Here is a 16193-nt window from a genome sequence, read left to right as displayed (position 1 = left end):
GATTTGAAGACCGCATTAGGCTCGATTTGGCAACCACTCCTTCGGGGGTACCCCCGAAGGAGTGAAGCAAAGGACAGAGTTCAGATTACACTCCCGATAGCTATAAGGACCTTTGTTTTGCTATGTTTTCATAAAATCGAAAGCTCCTTTTCTTAGGTTAATACCGTATTCCAAGTAAGCTTTTAAACAAGCAAGGAAATTGGCCCAACCTTCAGTATTACCACTAAGCCATTGAATCCCGATTTGATCGGCTTTCATTTTTCCTTCAGTAATTTTCACTAAGGTATTATCTTTTGAAATTTCGGTAAGATCGATTACTACCTTAAGGTTTTTCCCTTTAGCACCCTCCCATTCAAAGATGACCTGTTCACCTGGGATTATTTTTAAAACTTTTACCGGTACGAATTCTTCAAATTCGAGAAATTTCCAGCTAATTGATTTCCCTTCCTCCATCATTCCGGAACTTTCCGAAATAAAATAATGTTTCATTTTCTCAGGATCTATTATCGCCTGAAAAATGTCTGCTTTGGGTTTTGCAATTTGTAAGGCGGTCTTTATTTCCAGCATTCGCATAGTTCGAAATTTACCTAAATATAAAACGAAAATCTCATTACCTCTCTTTAAATTAAGAAATAATAAAGATTCCCTACATAGGATAAACTGTGATTAAAAACTAAACTTCATACTCACCAGCACCTGTGAAGGCCTTAGCCGATAGGTGCTTTGCACATAAGAAAAATCGGTATTGAAAACCCTTACAAACTCATCAGTGTTCAACACATTGTTCCAACTGGCTTTCAGGTCTATTCCCGAGTCTTTAAAAGTATATTGGTAATTTACATTAAGGAAATAGTTATTTCTATTTGCTTTAGAAATGTTATTAAAGTAATATTCAGAATCTACACTGAAATATTGATTGTCTGCCAGATAAAAAAAGAGGTCAAGTTCATGTTGCTGTGTTCTTATTTCATTAAATTCCCGGGCCTCTAAACTAGTTTTTAAAAAACTTAAATTCCCGCTATAACTTGCACTTAGCCAATGGGTCACTTCTGATTCTAAATCGAACTTAAAAGCCAGGTTTTGGTTCTCCACATCGACCAGGTTATCGTTTAGCAATTGCTCACGGTTGGATATTATAAAACTACTTCCCAAGCTAAGCGTGGTATTCAGCTTACTGAAATATTTGCTTGCTTTTATTCCTAACCGGTGAGCATCCGTATAATTTTCCTTTTCCAAGGCTTCAAAAATTGTAGCTGCGTTTTCTCCTATTCGATTACTATAGATCAAATTTCGTTTGGTTTTCCCAAAGGAATAAGAGAGATTGGCAAAAAGCGATTTTAAGGGATTCCTAAACCGAAGTTGCCAGGAATAATTCTGATTGAAAATTTCTGGCAGGGGGGAATTATAGCGCTGCAGGTTTCGATAATTATTTAGGATAAAACCGAAATAAACCTGGTCCAGATCTCCAAAATTGTTACTGAAATTAGCTGAAATACTGGTTTCCCAAAATGCTGAAAATTTATTCTTTATATAAAAACTGGGCTCAAACGTTAACCTGTCAAGACTTTGGCTCTTGTTTAAGGAAGTATCTTCAATAGTAAAACTTCGAAGATTCAAGGGGGTGGTCAACCTAATGTTCCAATAATTATTTTCATACACAAAGCGGCTGGTGGTGTAAAATCGGGAAGTTAAAAAATCCAGGTTATTCTGAAAGTCCCCATCTAAAATTTGCGTCTCATTTTGATCGAAAATCCTTAGGCGACTTCCTAGTGACTGGTTTTTGACGGAAACTCCAACTTCTGGAGAAATCGTAATGGCCTTTATTTTCTTGGTAAAACCGGCGGTATTATCGCTGAAAAAAGTGGTGGCCTTGACAGCTTGTTCCATTTCAGCATAATTAATTCCGTTATTCAGTAATGCTTCATACTGACCGGGTTGTACTTGGAGGTTTTGGTTGGCTTCGGTATAACCGGTATTTGATCTAAAAGTCACTAATTGCTTCCCTACCGGTTTTAGCAACCGCAACTTATTTCGGATCACCGAAAATGGATTGGAAAGCCGCTGGTGAATTCGGGAATTACCAGTATCGATATTTCCCCGTTGTGAATCCCAAAATCCAGAGATCTCTAATTCATTCTTTAAATAATTATCATCGGTATTTTTCTCAAAAATAAAATTAGTTTGCAGCGTATTTATGAATAAATCGTTATGGGTATTTTCCACGAGTTCAATAGTATCAGTGGGGGTGAAAAACCGGGTTTGCGATTTGCCAATTTGATGCTGGGCATCGTTTAAATAAGAAATATTTGTTTTTAGGTCTACCTCCTTTTCAAGACGAATGAGGTAATTGGCCGAGCCCAGATGCACATTATTATCGAGCCAACGTTCCTGCGCAAAAGGCGGTCTTGCCAGTTGACCAATAGAAAGCCAATCAGATTTACTACTGTTGAATTCTTCCCGGCCAAAATCGGAAATCGAAAAATCCCTGATTTCCCGAGAGACCTCCCTACCGGTATTATTGGCCTGGTAAGTTACAATGGCCTGATTTTTTTTAGTAAAAATCATAGGAGTAACCTTGGCCTTCCAAAGTAAAGGAGAAAACCCGGTGCCAAGTTCGGCGCTACCGCTAACAGTAACATCCTTTTTAAGTTTAATATTTAGCGATGCCCTTTCAGAAAATTCAAGGCTATCCAGCAGTTTTACCGGTTGATGGTTTTCCAGGATCTGGACTTTTGAAACATCGTCTGCCGAAATATTGTTGTTGGCCAGACTGTAGCGACCTTCAAGCAAATCCAGACCTTCAATATAATATTTCTGAATTGGTTGACCCTGGTATTCTATCTGGCCTCCGGGCAGGATTTCTATGCCGGGCATTTTTTTGAGTACATCGGCAATGACGCGGTCTTTTTGATCTTTAAAGGCTGCAACCGAATAACTTATGGTATCTCCTTGCTGATCGATAATTTTGGTTTCTACCAAAACCTCTTTTAAAGCTTCAGAAGATGGAGAAAGCGCAATCTCCAGTTGCTGATCTGTATTCTGGATTTTCTGTTCCCAGGTACTGTAGCCTATGTAAGAGACCTTCAGAAAAAGTGAATCTATTTCAAGCTTAAGATTCACCTTAAATTCACCTTTACCGTTACTGATGCCGTAGGCTAAAATAGTGCCGGTCGTGTCTTTACTCACTATTACCGTGGCGCCGCTTAAATTTTCGCCTTTTTCATCGAGGATTTCTCCTGAAATCGTGGATTGTGAATAACCCAACAAAGAACACATTAGGAATAAAAAAAGATTACAGAATTTAATTTGGTTCAAATTATTCCAGTTCTATGGGGTTGTTCTGCTTTTTTAGTTTTTCTCTGGTTTCCCGCAAAAGCTTTTCCTTTTGTCCCTCTTTGAATCCTATTTTTATAGTCTTTTCCGGAGTATTATTTCGCTCTAAAACAGCAAAAGGATTTAATTTATATTCCATTATACGTTCTAAAACTTCTTTTTTATCACTTTTTAAAAAATTAGAAGCTTTAATTCTTACTGTAGGCGAATCTTCCAGCTTTTCGAAACTCTGCAACTTGTAATTATAATGATTTTCGGTATCGCTGATCTCGAGAATAAGACCTGGTAAGCCATTAAATTTATAGGGCCCATCATCAATAGGTATTTCCGAAGTAAACCAGGCTAGATAGTTTCTCCCTGCAAAACTGGTGCTGGCTTTTTGAGCTTTATAGCCCTGGATGGTTTTACTTTCAGGCAAAATCTTCCACGCAAATTGGTTAAGATCTTCTTCATATCGTAATTTATCCCTGATAATTTCATAAGAATATGAAATATTATTTTCCGGAAAACCTTTATAAATCACCTCACCAAAATCGGTCTTGGTTCTTCTGGCATGTTCTTTAAAATCAATATTTCGATCTCTTGCAGTTATCTTTAAAGAATCCCTCAGGGTTCGACCTTGACTGGCAAAAATAGAAAGCTGATCACCCATATATAAAATAAATTTTTCCGATTTTACATCTTCAATTTTAGTAGAATCGGGGGCATAGACTAACTCTTAGGTGGCTTTATATTTTATTTGATCTTCCAAAGGTTTTTGACCGATAACATTGGAAAACATCAAACTAAGAATAATCAAAAAAAAGCTTTGCATACTTGGAATTTTTTATGTTTTCTACCGAATTAGTAGAATTATGGTTCAAGATGTCCAATATAATTGAATTCACAAAATTTTTAACTAAAAAAATAGTAGCTCAACTATAAAATAAGTAGTTCAACTATACTTCAAGCTTATCCCAAAATTTCATTTATTTAATTAAAACTTTGACGCTTTTAAATTTAATATATTAGGACCACTCGATAATCCAGCAAATGAACCAAACCACCAGAGCTTTAATTTTAATAGCCGGCCCTTTAGTATTTTTCATCCTGCAAGTAATAGGGGAACCCGGATCTATGCCGAGGCCTGCTTTCGATGTTCTTGCTATCACACTCTGGATGGCGCTTTGGTGGGTTACCGAGGTCATACCCATATCGGTGACCGCCTTGCTGCCTATAGTGCTGTTTCCGTTAACAGGGGCCCTGGATATTGAAACCACTACTGCCGCTTTTGGGCACAAATATGTGTTTTTGTATTTAGGAGGATTTTTACTGGCAGTTGCCATTGAAAAATGGAATTTACATCGACGCATTGCCTTAAATATCATTCATTTAATAGGAAGCCAAATAAAATTCATTATCCTTGGCTTTATGGTAGCCACCGCATTTCTTTCCATGTGGATCTCCAACACAGCAACAGCGGTAATGATGTTACCCATCGGTACCGCTATTATAAGTCAGTTAAAAAACAATCCTTTTAGTGATGAAAACGAGACTACCGTTTTTGGGAAGGCTTTAATGCTGGCTATCGCTTACAGCGCCTCTATTGGCGGAATCGGGACTTTAATTGGAACACCACCAAACCTGGTCTTCGCCGGAATTGTAGAAGAATTATATCAAATAGAAATCAGTTTTCTAAAGTGGGCGATTTTAGGTGTCCCTATATCAATTTCCCTGCTTTTAATCTGCTGGAAATATCTCACTAGTTTCGCTTTTAAATTTGAAAATGCGGAATTCCCCGGAGGAAAAGCGGAAATTTCAAAATTATTACATTCTCTAGGTAAAATAAGCAAACAGGAAAAAAGAGTACTTGTGATCTTTAGTACAACTGCATTTTTCTGGATAAGCAGGTCTTTTCTAATCCAACCCTTTTTTCCTTTTGTAGATGATACCATTATTGCAATTATTGCGGCTATTGCCCTATTTATCGTGCCTTCTGGAAAAAAAACAGAACCTTTATTGAACTGGGAAGAAGCGGTTAAAATTCCTTGGGGAATAATTTTACTCTTTGGTGGTGGAATGGCTCTGGCAAAAGGTTTTAGCCAAACAGGTTTAGCCGTTTGGATAGGTGAGCAACTCACCTACTTACAGGCACTACCGTTATTTCTTTTAATTTTAATTCTCGTCGCAGCAGTTAATTTTCTTACGGAGGTAACTTCCAACCTTGCAACAACAGCAATGCTTCTACCGATTTTAGCACCAATGGCCTTAGCTATGGGCCTGCATCCCTATCTGTTCTTAATAAGCGCAACACTGGCAGCGTCCTGCGCCTTTATGTTACCGGTTGCCACTCCCCCAAACGCAGTAGTTTTTGGCTCAGGTTATCTAAAAATTCCGGATATGATAAAAACGGGCTTATGGATGAACCTTTTCTCTATTCTAATAATAAGTATACTGGTCTACTTTTTCTTACCGGCAATTTGGGAGTTTAAGGTGAATGAAATACCCAGGGTATTTAAATGAAAAAAGAGGAGTAAATACCCCTCTTTCTTTTTAAATAAGCATGACTCAAGCTAATTCGGCGCCCACCATAGTTCAGTGCCTTGTTCATCGGGGCCCTGTTGTTGAATCGCTTCTTCAACGTTGGCGCCGTTGGTATTATATTCCTGATTTCCATACCTCATTCTTTGAGGATATTCACCATTTAGTGTTCCCGCTGCATAGATATCATAATCGGATACCCCATTGGCTAATTCGGATGGATAACCGGTATCTCTTACAATCGCCCAGGCCTCAAAACCATCTGTATAGGCAGCGATCCATCTTTGAATCGCAATTTTCTCTAACATCTCCTCTACCGTTCCTGTTAATTGTGCCATTTCTTCGTTAGCAATAAATTCCTCAATTTCACTTTCCTCTACTCTCCATATCTTCATAGCCTGTCTTATACCTTCTTGATAAAATGTTTGAGCATCACCAGAGCTAAGACCTTTTACAATAGCTTCTGCCTGAAGAAAGTTTCCTTCTGCCGCAGTAAAAACAATTTCAGGAAATATTTCAAGCCCTTCGTTTTTTGGATTAATAATCCAATCTGCCGGCTCGGAGAACAAATCATTTTTCACATGTGGGTAAATTTCAGGATTTAATCTCGATGGTTGCCCAACATAATAATCCTGGTCCTGAGGTACACTAATAGTAAACTCATCACCCGATCCATTTTGCGTGTAAGGCACACCTGCATTATCAAGTTCAGCTAATATAAAGTCTACGTGTTTATCAAACAGGGAAGCACCAGCGCCTTCCGCCGGCCTTGTAAAGGTGAAGTCCCCCCCAATAATAGGTTCTGCATAGTGTGATAATCTTGGGTCATTATTGTCTCTTAGATAATCTATCAGTGTTTTCCCCACATTCCAGTGAGACCCTATCCCCGCAAAATTATGCCATACATCCCCATAGGCCGCATTTCCAAACTGATCTATTTCAGTATCTTTTTCCATCAGCGCGTTATCCATAGCAGTGTTTAACAAAGGTGCCTGGAGTGCTTCAGAAATAGCTGTCTCGGCAAAATCTGCTCCTGAAGCTCCCTGAGCTCTAAGAGCCATTCGCAATTTTAAGGTATTTGCTAACTTTTTCCATTGTTGAAGATCCCCATTGAAAAACAAATCATTTTCTGCAAGTAGTTCAATTCCAGATCCTGTTACCGTTTGATCTCCAATAATGCTCATTGCTTCATCTAATTCTGATATCACACCTTGGTAAATTACAGATTGTTCATCTAACTTAGGTGTAATTATATCCGGATCCAGGGCTTCTGTGTAAGGTACCATTCCAAAGGTATCTGTGTACATTTGATAGTAGAGCCCTTTCATAATCAATCCAATTGCATAGAAATTTTGATTTTCTAAATCTCCACCTTCACCAACAAAATTTTGAAAAACACTCAAATGACTAACATAACCAGCCATCCAGTCGTATGCCGCGTCGGTATATGCCGCGTTATAATCATAACCAAGCGACCCAGTCCACCAACATCCATTATATCCGAAAGTAAATTGTCCTGCATACCTATCAGCATGAATTAACTGGGCTCTCCAATAAGGAAAACGATTGGGAGCATAGAGTTCTATTTGAATACCTGTAAGAAAGTATTTTGCACTAACCTCATCAGATACAAACGCATCTGGCCTGGTATTGATCTCCTCGAAATCCGAACATCCGCTAAGTAAAAAGACCAACAACAAGCTTGTGCTAATTGTCTTTAAAATTCCTTTCATAACTATTTTGATTAAAATTTAATATTAATATTTAAACCCAGACTACGAATAGTGGGTGCATTGTTTAGAGAAATTCCTTGTCCTGAAAGCCCTGTTCCAATAGAAGTATCAGGATCTATATCTTCAGCTGCTTTATAAATAAAGAAAAGATTTCTACCAATTAAACCTATAGAAGCTGAGGTAAAACCTATTTTATCAATAGCCTCTCCTGGTAACCCATAAGTTAAAGAAAACTCTCTTAATCTTACATTAGTTTGATCATAAACGTAGTTGGAGGTGATATTTGAGTAATTATTCCAATACTGCTGAGCTGTAATTAAAATATCATTTTGCTCGCCTGTTCCTTCATTTATAGCGTCTACCACTATACCATCTTCTCGGTACTGCAGACTCCTTTCCGAAACACCAGCCGCATCTAAATAAGAAGAGGTCGCAGAATAAATCTCTCCGCCAAATCTACCATCTATCAGAAACCTAAAATTCCAGTTCTTGTAGCTGAAATTGTTGCTTAAACCTCCAATAAAATCAGGTTGAGCATTTCCTAATTTAACCCTTTCGTTTGAGGCAACTGGAAAACCTTCAGCGTTTACCAGTAATTCTCCACTCTCATTTGTTTTCCAGGTGGTACCATAAATATCACCTATTCCTCCACCTACTTCAGCGCGAATAGAGAGATTACCCAAAGTGTTTAAAGTTGTATAATCTAAACCGTCAATTAATTCTACTAATTCATTGTTATTCCTTGACAGGTTAGCCGATACATCCCATCTAAAGTTTTCATTTCGGATTGGTACACCACCAATCATAATTTCAAATCCGTTATTCTTCACTTCCCCTACATTTTCTTTAAAGAAACTATATCCGGTTGCAAAAGGAACAGGAACATTAAAGATCATATCTTTTGTCACAATTTCATAAATTGAGAAATTTCCATATAATCTATTTTTGAACATATTAAATTCAACTCCGAATTCGGTTGATCTTACACTTTCTGGTTTTAAATCAGGATTTAACTTTACACTAGGTCCTTCTAAAACTGTTAAGCCTAAATAACCTTGTTGAGGTACACTAAAGGTTTGATATAACTGATAAACGTCTGTATCATTACCAACTTCCGCCCAACTTGCTCTTAGCTTAAGCATATCGAAAATGTTCTTATCGGGATCTATAAAACGGTTAATTAATAACGAATAACTTACCGAAGGATAGAAGAACGACCGATTATCTTCACTAAGGGTAGAAGACCAATCATTCCTACCAGTTATATCCAGATACATAAAATCATCATAAGAGAAGCTAAATGCTCCATATAAGGAGTTGATCTTTTTCATTCCCAAGGGAGTATGCGTGCTGGTTTGTACATTTGTGTTATTTAAAAATGCCCTCGAAGGTAACCTGAATTGACTTCCGCTTACACTCATTCCTTCAAATGTTCGTTTGGATAAACTACCTCCAACATTAGCAACGAGATTTAATTTCTCAGTAATATCCTTATCAGCAGTAAATAAAAAGTCACTATTGAGTTCTACATTTTTAGTGGTTGAAAAATTTAAACGTCCATCATAGAAAAAATGATGCCCATAGTCCTGGATAAATTCAGCCCTCACATTGGTAACATCTCCGCCTATTCTAATAAATGCAGAAAGCCAATCGTTAAACTCATAATTAAGTTTTGAGAAACCAAAAAATCGATCCCTACGCTCGTCATTTGTATCCTGACTTAACATCCAATAGGGATTACCTATGCTTTTGTTTTGACCTGCATAACTTATTGCCCCGTACTCATCTGGAAACATTTCCGGATTAGGCCAAAGTGAAGGTTTAAACCTTTTAAGGTCTTCGATTACAGTATTTCTGGGCATTGAATACACATAGGCGAGGACACCTTCGGTACCCACATTTACTCTGTTTTCCAGCTCTTGAGTAAAATAAGTAGCTTTAGAATCCAGGGTCAATTTATCAGATAAGTCGATTACTCCTCTAAGATTAAAATTATGACTATGAAGTTCAGAATTGGGAATTACCGAAGTGGTTTGGTTATTAGTGTAAGAGAATCTCACAGAATAATTTTCGCCCCCCTGATCCATAGCGATGGAGTTGATACTTTTCACACCGTTTTCAAAAAAATTCTCAACATTATCTGGTTGTGCCACATAGGCGCGTTCTTCTCCCGTATAATAAAGCTGTTGAGATCCATCAAATTGAGGTCCCCATGATCCAGATCCAAAATTTTCTAAATCTGCATATACAGCTCCATTAGTTCCCTGTCCATATTGGTTTTGAAGTTCTGGTAAAAACATAGTTTCCTCGATAGAGATATTGGAATTTAACGAAATACCAAGGCCTGCTCCTCGCGTTCCTTTTTTGGTTGTAATTAGGATTACACCACTTGCTGCACGAGAACCATAAAGTGCGGCCGCGTTAGGTCCTTTAAGAACAGAAATTGACTCAATATCGGCTGGATTTATATCCGTAATTCCTCCACCAGTTACAGTACTATTGTAAATACTCCCACCAGATTCATTGCCTGATGCATCAATTGGAATACCGTCTACTACTATTAGAGCCTGGTTATTACCCGTCAAAGTATTATTACCCCGAATAGTAATACGCGAACCTGATCCAACTCCGCTGGATTGATTAACAACCAGACCGGCAACTTTACCAACCAGAGAATTAGCAACATTATAATCTTTTACGGTGTTTACCTCTTCCGAGTCCAGTTGAGTTACTGCGTAACCCAGAGATTTTTTCTCACGGGTTAACCCCAAAGAAGTCACCACTACTTCGTCCAAGGCCTCGGTATCTGGTGAAAGCTGCAAATTTAAGTTAGTTCGTCCATCTACAGGCTCTTCCTTGGTCATAAAACCTACCATAGAGAAAACAAGAATAGCATCCTCTGATACTGACAAAGAATAATTCCCATCAAAATCTGTGGAAGTCCCGTTATTGGTTCCTTTTTCTAATACAGTAACTCCTGGTAAAGGCATTCCATTTTCAGAATCTGTTACTGTTCCCGTTACTGTTTGATCCTGCGCAATTAAGTTTTGATTAAATGAAAAAAACATTAATCCAAGCAGGAATAATAATTTTTTACCCATGTGTAATTAGTTTTGGTTAGAATTTCACGCCATACAGCGCTTTTTAATTAAAAAATCATCGAAATGTTAGAAACTTGTTAACTATTTCAGAATTAATCTACAGAAGCCATTCCCAAATAGCTAAATAACTAACTTAAAAACATTAATTTAAGCTAAAATAATAAGAAGTAAATTAACTTAAGTAATTTTTTTACTTAATTATTATTATAAATTTAAATTAATGGGTTCCGTGTTTATGAAAACATTAGGAGTATTAAATTTTATATTAACAAATACAGGGCATTCGGGACGGCTCACCCCGCACTAAATGAAAAATTCCACAGTATCTAATGGTAATTGAAAATCTAAGGTGAAGTCATGAGAGAAAAAAATGGATAGCATGATATAAATAAATTTAAAGAAGTTCCTGAAGAAAAAGCACTTGGCGATAAATCGGAGTTTCAGAACTGCTAATAAAAGACCCTGAGGTATGTTTTGATTGAAAAATATTCCATAGAAAATACCTCTTACAAACGAACTTACCAGGAATAAAGAACAAGCTGTGAGAATGCCTTAGACGGTTTAATTACTTCCAACAGAATTGAATTTTTCACATTCAAATTTCCACAAAGGCGATGATTCCAAAGTAATAATTACTTCTTATTGCGAAGATCAAGTTGGATAAGAATTAGAAGGTGATAAAAAATTTGGCTGAACCCTATTGTTCGAAGTTAAAAACATCATTTTAAAATTCAATACCAAAAAAAAAATGAAATAAGTTTCACTCCAATACATTCTTCTTTAGTAAGTGCTCAAGATTAAAAAAGTTACTTTTCCAAAGTAAGAATTATATTTTAAATCAAAATATAGGCAGCTTCAAGAGCTATTTAACGCAACTAAAATTTAAGGATGTCCATCCATAGCAATTCCAACAGACAATAGCAAGAAAGCTTTACCTTAAAGGATAATCAACCTATGTTATTGGTATTTACAAGTCAAGGATTTTATTCGGAGAACTTAATCATCTCCTTTTCTCCTTGTTTTTAAAAAATATTTTGGGTTAACCCCATATTTTTCCTTAAAAATCTTAGAAAAATAACTCCTATTATTAAGCCCGATCGCGATGACAATTTCAGAAATATTTTTTTCAGAAGTCATTAGCATTTCTTTGGCTGCCTCTAATTTTTTATGCTGCATATATTTATTCACGGTAAGATCATAAACATATTTAAACCCCTCCTGGAGCTTATTTACATTAGTGCCGGCCTCTTTAGCAAGGGACTCAACAGTTAAATTACTTCCGAGATCACCCTGAATTCTTTTAACGACATAATCCACTTTTTCAATATCAGACTGTCTCAATATTTGAGGAAGTTTATCCCCTGATTCATCGTCCTGGTACTGAGATATTTGAATCACCAGCATTTGAAAGGCTTTAGCTTCAAGAAAAAGAGACCTTAAAAACCCGGTAAATTCTTTGGTATTAATCTCATTCATTATATCAGCGGCCTTAATACTATAATTCCCCTGATAGAAGAATTGCCTCTCGGCTACCGCATCTTGGAATAGCTCCTTTAAAGTTGGATCCAGATCTTTAAAATCATAATTTCTTCGATGTGCAAAAACCGAACGAATTATTTCTAAACTCGACACATGTGTAGGCTCGTTAGCCTTAAAATATAAGACGTGACCGTTATAACCACTACTGGATACAATTATATTCTGATATGCTTTGATTTCGTTAATTTTGTCAGAATCCTGAAAAGAATGTCCGGTTGTTCCCGCCGAGCAAAATATAAATTTAAGCGGGTGTACGGTGTTCAGTGCAAAATGAATTTCAACATCATCATAAAACTTGCAGTTGTAGGTAATAAATCCGATCCCTGAATCCAAACTGATTCCTCTAATAAATCCCTCGCCAATTTCTTTTGGCAATTTCAGAGTATATTCACCACTACCATTTTCAACGGGTGCATTAAGGTTCTCAGAAATATTCTGAATAATTTCATCTACCGGTAAGGTCTTGACATCTATCCTCATAAATAAATCACTTAGGGAAACCCCTATAAATCAATTTTTAAGCAATAATACTAGTTTAAATTAATAAACATTAGCAAAATTTAACATTTTTAAATCTGCGTAAAGTTAAAATATGAATTAAACATATAACTAAAACACATCAACAATTTTTGCTTTCAGCTTAAGTTTATGTGAAAAACGTTAGTATAACGAGATATCAAAATACATAAATGTATCGAAAAGAACCTTATAAAGCGTAACTTTTATTGCAAAACCGGCAAGCAAAACAAATTAGCATTCAGATATTTACATAAAATTAATACGACCTACCTCAAGGTCTTAGGCACCTTAAAACTAAAGAGCTATGGATTTTATTTTTCTATTACTGGGTCTGGAAATTTTGGCTATAATAATCGTTTCAATATTTTTTGTAAAAAAAATAATTAGAACGCCAAAAAAACATTAAAGAACACCTTCGCTGTTTCTTTATTTAGAATTCCCAACAATTAAAAACTCCCGATATTAAACCGAACAATCATTTGTTTAGTAAGTTTTAATAGATATTTTAGACAAAAATTGTATTAATAAAATTTGCCACAACAATGTCTAAGACTTACTATAATTCAGAGGACCTTCGAAAATTTGGGGAAATAACCGAATGGAGCGAAGAATTAGGAAATAAATTTTTTGATTACTACGGAAAAGTTTTTGAGGAAGGCGCCCTATCTGCAAGAGAAAAATCACTTATAGCACTTGCCGTTTCCCACGTTGTTAAATGCCCATATTGTATTGATGCTTATACCAAAGATGGATTACAACGAGGAATCACCAAAGAGGAAATGATGGAAGCCATACACGCCGGTGCTGCCATAGAAAGCGGTGCCACGCTTGTCCACGGGGTGCAAATGATGAATAAATATAAAAAATTAAGTATGTAAATTTTAGATTTTTAATTTTTATTCAAGCTCTAAAAGCATTTTTTGTATGGCTTTATTAAAATCCTTAAAGGCTAGAAAGAGTGATCTTTCAAAACCAGAAAATCAACTTGCCTTTTTAAACAACGGTATTTTCAAAGAGGGTAAACTCCCTCTCTTTAAAGATAAGATTGCCGAGACCGGCAATTTTCCTTTAAAACCTAGAAAATTAGAAATCCTTCAGCTTAATTTAGGGTATATGTGCAATCAGGTTTGCTCCCACTGTCATGTAGACGCTGGTCCAGATCGTAAAGAGATCATGAGTAGAGAAACGATGTTGCAATGTCTTGATGTTATTAGACACACAAAGGCACATACCTTGGATCTCACAGGTGGAGCACCGGAAATGAATCCTAATTTCAGATGGTTTGTAGAGGAAGCTTCGAAAGCAGGTATTAAAGATTTTATCGTCCGGTCTAACCTTACTATTATTTTGGCCAACAAGAAATATCACGATTTACCTGAGTTTTTTAAAAAATATAATGTCCACGTGGCTTCGTCGCTTCCTTTTTACAAGAGGGAAAAAACCGATAAACAACGTGGAAAAGGCGTTTTTAATAAATCCATAAAGGTTTTACAGATGTTGAACGAAGTTGGATATGCCCAGGAAGGTAGTGGGCTTAAATTAGATCTTGTATATAACCCTGCAGGGGCATTTTTGCCTGCCAACCAGGGAGGCCTAGAACGAGATTTCAAAAAGGCCCTTAAGGAAGATTTTAATATTGAGTTTAATAGCCTTTTCGCCATCACGAATCTACCCATTAGCCGATTTTTGGAATACTTGATAGCCTCAGAGAATTACGAAGATTATATGTATGCCCTTGTAGATGCTTATAATCCTGCTGCGGTGCAAAACGTGATGTGCACCAATACGATTTCTGTTAGTTGGGACGGCTGGCTTTATGACTGCGATTTTAATCAAATGCTGGAGTTGAAAGTGAACAGTAAAGTAAAGCATATAAGTGAATATAATGAGACGCTACTCAATAACCGGCAAATTAGAATTTCCCAACATTGTTATGGTTGTACCGCTGGAGCCGGAAGTAGTTGTCAGGGGACCCTTGACTAATTTTTAATCAGAAAATATATTAAATTTTGAGCCTTACCTCAACTGATGCTTTATTAATTATCTTTACAAGAAATCCACAATTGGGCAAGGTAAAAACACGCCTTGCGGAAGAAGTTGGAAATAAAACAGCTTTTGAAATTTATAATTTTTTACTGCGTCATACAGTTTCAGTTACTAAAAATCTGGCAGTAACTAAAGAAATATATTATTCTGAAACTTTAGCTAAAAACGATATTTGGAACCCCACTATCTATAACAAAAAACTTCAGCACGGAGATGGTTTGGGAGAGCGAATGAAAAATGCTTTTCAGGAAGGTTTTAAAAATGGTTATAAAAATATCATTTTAATCGGTAGTGATCTTTACGATTTACAACAAGAGGACCTCAACAAAGCTTTCCAATTATTAGATAAAAAAGAGGCTGTAATTGGACCTGCAACAGATGGCGGATACTATTTAATAGGAATGAACCAATTGTTCCCTGAAGTTTTTCAGCAAAAAGATTGGGGTACATCCACGGTTTTAGAGGAGACTTTAAAAGATCTTAAAAACAAAAATATAGCTTTACTTGAAGCCAGGAATGATATTGATTATCTATCAGACATTAATGATCACGAGGATTTTCAGCAATTTTTCAACTATTAAAATATGATCAAAAAAATACAGGAAACCACCGAATACTTAAAGGAGCAAGGCTTTGCTGATCCTGAAATCGGGATTATTCTCGGCACAGGATTAGGTCGCCTTTTAAATGAGATCGAGATAGAATATGAAATTGATTATAAGCATATTCCGAATTTTCCAACCGCTACTGTAGAATTTCATAAGGGGAAATTAATTTTTGGGATGCTGTCTGGTAAAAAGGTAATAGTTATGCAGGGGCGTTTCCATATGTACGAAGGCTATAGCATACAAGAGGTAACGTTTCCCGTGCGGATTATGCATCAACTTGGAATTACAAAATTACTGGTTTCAAATGCTTCCGGTTCTGTGAATTTAAAGTTCAAAAAAGGAGAATTAATGTTAATAGACGATCATATTAATTTGCTTGGCGATTCTCCCTTAGCATTCAAAGGAGTTTCGCAATTGGGCGAACGATTTGTGGATATGAGTGCGCCATATGACACCCAGATGAATAATGCCTTTGAAGAAATAGCAAAAAAAGAAGGTATTCGGTTACATAAAGGTATTTACGCGGCACTTTTAGGACCGCAATTAGAAACCCGAGCAGAATATAGAATGCTTCAGGTTTTAGGAGCCGATGCCGTAGGTATGAGTACTGTCCCCGAAGTAATCGTAGCCAACCATTTAGAACTGCCCGTTTCGGCTATCTCTGTAATTACTGATGAAGGCGATCCTGATAATTTAGAACCTGTAAACATTGACCAAATTATTGCAATGGCAGCCAAAGCAGAACCAAATATGATTAAGCTTTTTAAGAAAATTATTAAAACTATCTAAAACTA

General features: G+C 36.5%; 10 protein-coding genes and 1 pseudogene. 5 read left to right on the top strand and 6 right to left on the bottom strand.

The window, feature by feature from the left end; translation table 11 throughout:
• Positions 1–120: 120 nt before the first annotated feature.
• The 3 genes and pseudogenes from DET49_RS01370 to DET49_RS01360 form a co-directional block, all read right to left on the bottom strand.
• Positions 121–573 carry an SRPBCC domain-containing protein gene (locus DET49_RS01370; RefSeq protein ID WP_133546355.1) on the bottom strand — a complete coding sequence of 151 codons (453 nt, stop codon included), beginning with the start codon at positions 571–573 and terminating at the stop codon, positions 121–123.
• A 93-nt stretch (positions 574–666) separates the two neighbouring features.
• Entirely contained in the window at positions 667–3264 is a 2598-nt protein-coding gene (locus DET49_RS01365; protein WP_243729487.1) for a carboxypeptidase-like regulatory domain-containing protein, read from the bottom strand.
• Between the two features lie 52 nt (positions 3265–3316).
• Positions 3317–4027 (bottom strand): annotated as a pseudogene (locus tag DET49_RS01360) (GLPGLI family protein); the annotation flags it as partial.
• A gap of 338 nt (positions 4028–4365) precedes the next feature.
• On the opposite strand from DET49_RS01360, the gene DET49_RS01355 reads away from it, so the two are divergent.
• On the top strand, positions 4366–5835 hold the full coding sequence (locus DET49_RS01355) for an SLC13 family permease (protein WP_133546352.1): 1470 nt from the start codon (positions 4366–4368) through the stop codon (positions 5833–5835).
• A 50-nt stretch (positions 5836–5885) separates the two neighbouring features.
• Here the strand turns inward: DET49_RS01355 and DET49_RS01350 are convergent, their stop codons facing one another.
• The 3 genes from DET49_RS01350 to DET49_RS01340 all read right to left on the bottom strand — a co-directional run bounded on the left by DET49_RS01350 (position 5886) and on the right by DET49_RS01340 (position 12706).
• Positions 5886–7586: a SusD/RagB family nutrient-binding outer membrane lipoprotein gene (locus DET49_RS01350; protein WP_133546351.1), complete on the bottom strand. Its 1701-nt coding sequence runs from the start codon at positions 7584–7586 to the stop codon at positions 5886–5888.
• An 11-nt stretch (positions 7587–7597) separates the two neighbouring features.
• A complete protein-coding gene (locus DET49_RS01345) occupies positions 7598–10687 on the bottom strand; it encodes a SusC/RagA family TonB-linked outer membrane protein (protein WP_133546350.1) in 3090 nt (1029 codons plus the stop codon).
• A 996-nt stretch (positions 10688–11683) separates the two neighbouring features.
• A complete protein-coding gene (locus DET49_RS01340) occupies positions 11684–12706 on the bottom strand; it encodes a helix-turn-helix domain-containing protein (RefSeq protein ID WP_133546349.1) in 1023 nt (340 codons plus the stop codon).
• A 581-nt stretch (positions 12707–13287) separates the two neighbouring features.
• Between DET49_RS01340 and DET49_RS01335 the strand changes: the two genes are divergently transcribed.
• The 4 genes from DET49_RS01335 to DET49_RS01320 are packed head-to-tail and all read left to right on the top strand — an operon-like array spanning position 13288 to position 16188.
• On the top strand, positions 13288–13623 hold the full coding sequence (locus tag DET49_RS01335) for an arsenosugar biosynthesis-associated peroxidase-like protein (protein WP_133546348.1): 336 nt from the start codon (positions 13288–13290) through the stop codon (positions 13621–13623).
• A 46-nt stretch (positions 13624–13669) separates the two neighbouring features.
• On the top strand, positions 13670–14728 hold the full coding sequence (gene arsS / locus DET49_RS01330) for an arsenosugar biosynthesis radical SAM (seleno)protein ArsS (protein ID WP_133546347.1): 1059 nt from the start codon (positions 13670–13672) through the stop codon (positions 14726–14728).
• 26 nt (positions 14729–14754) lie between these two features.
• Entirely contained in the window at positions 14755–15372 is a 618-nt protein-coding gene (locus tag DET49_RS01325) for a TIGR04282 family arsenosugar biosynthesis glycosyltransferase (protein WP_133546346.1), read from the top strand.
• 3 nt (positions 15373–15375) lie between these two features.
• Positions 15376–16188, top strand: a complete 813-nt coding sequence (locus DET49_RS01320) for a purine-nucleoside phosphorylase (protein WP_133546345.1) — start codon at positions 15376–15378, stop codon at positions 16186–16188.
• The last annotated feature ends 5 nt before the right edge of the window (positions 16189–16193 follow it).

Source organism: Salegentibacter sp. 24 (assembly GCF_004362395.1).
GTDB lineage: Bacteria > Bacteroidota > Bacteroidia > Flavobacteriales > Flavobacteriaceae > Salegentibacter.
The sequence above is the reverse complement of the archived record's forward strand: the minus strand, read 5'-3'. Positions and strand labels throughout refer to the sequence as shown.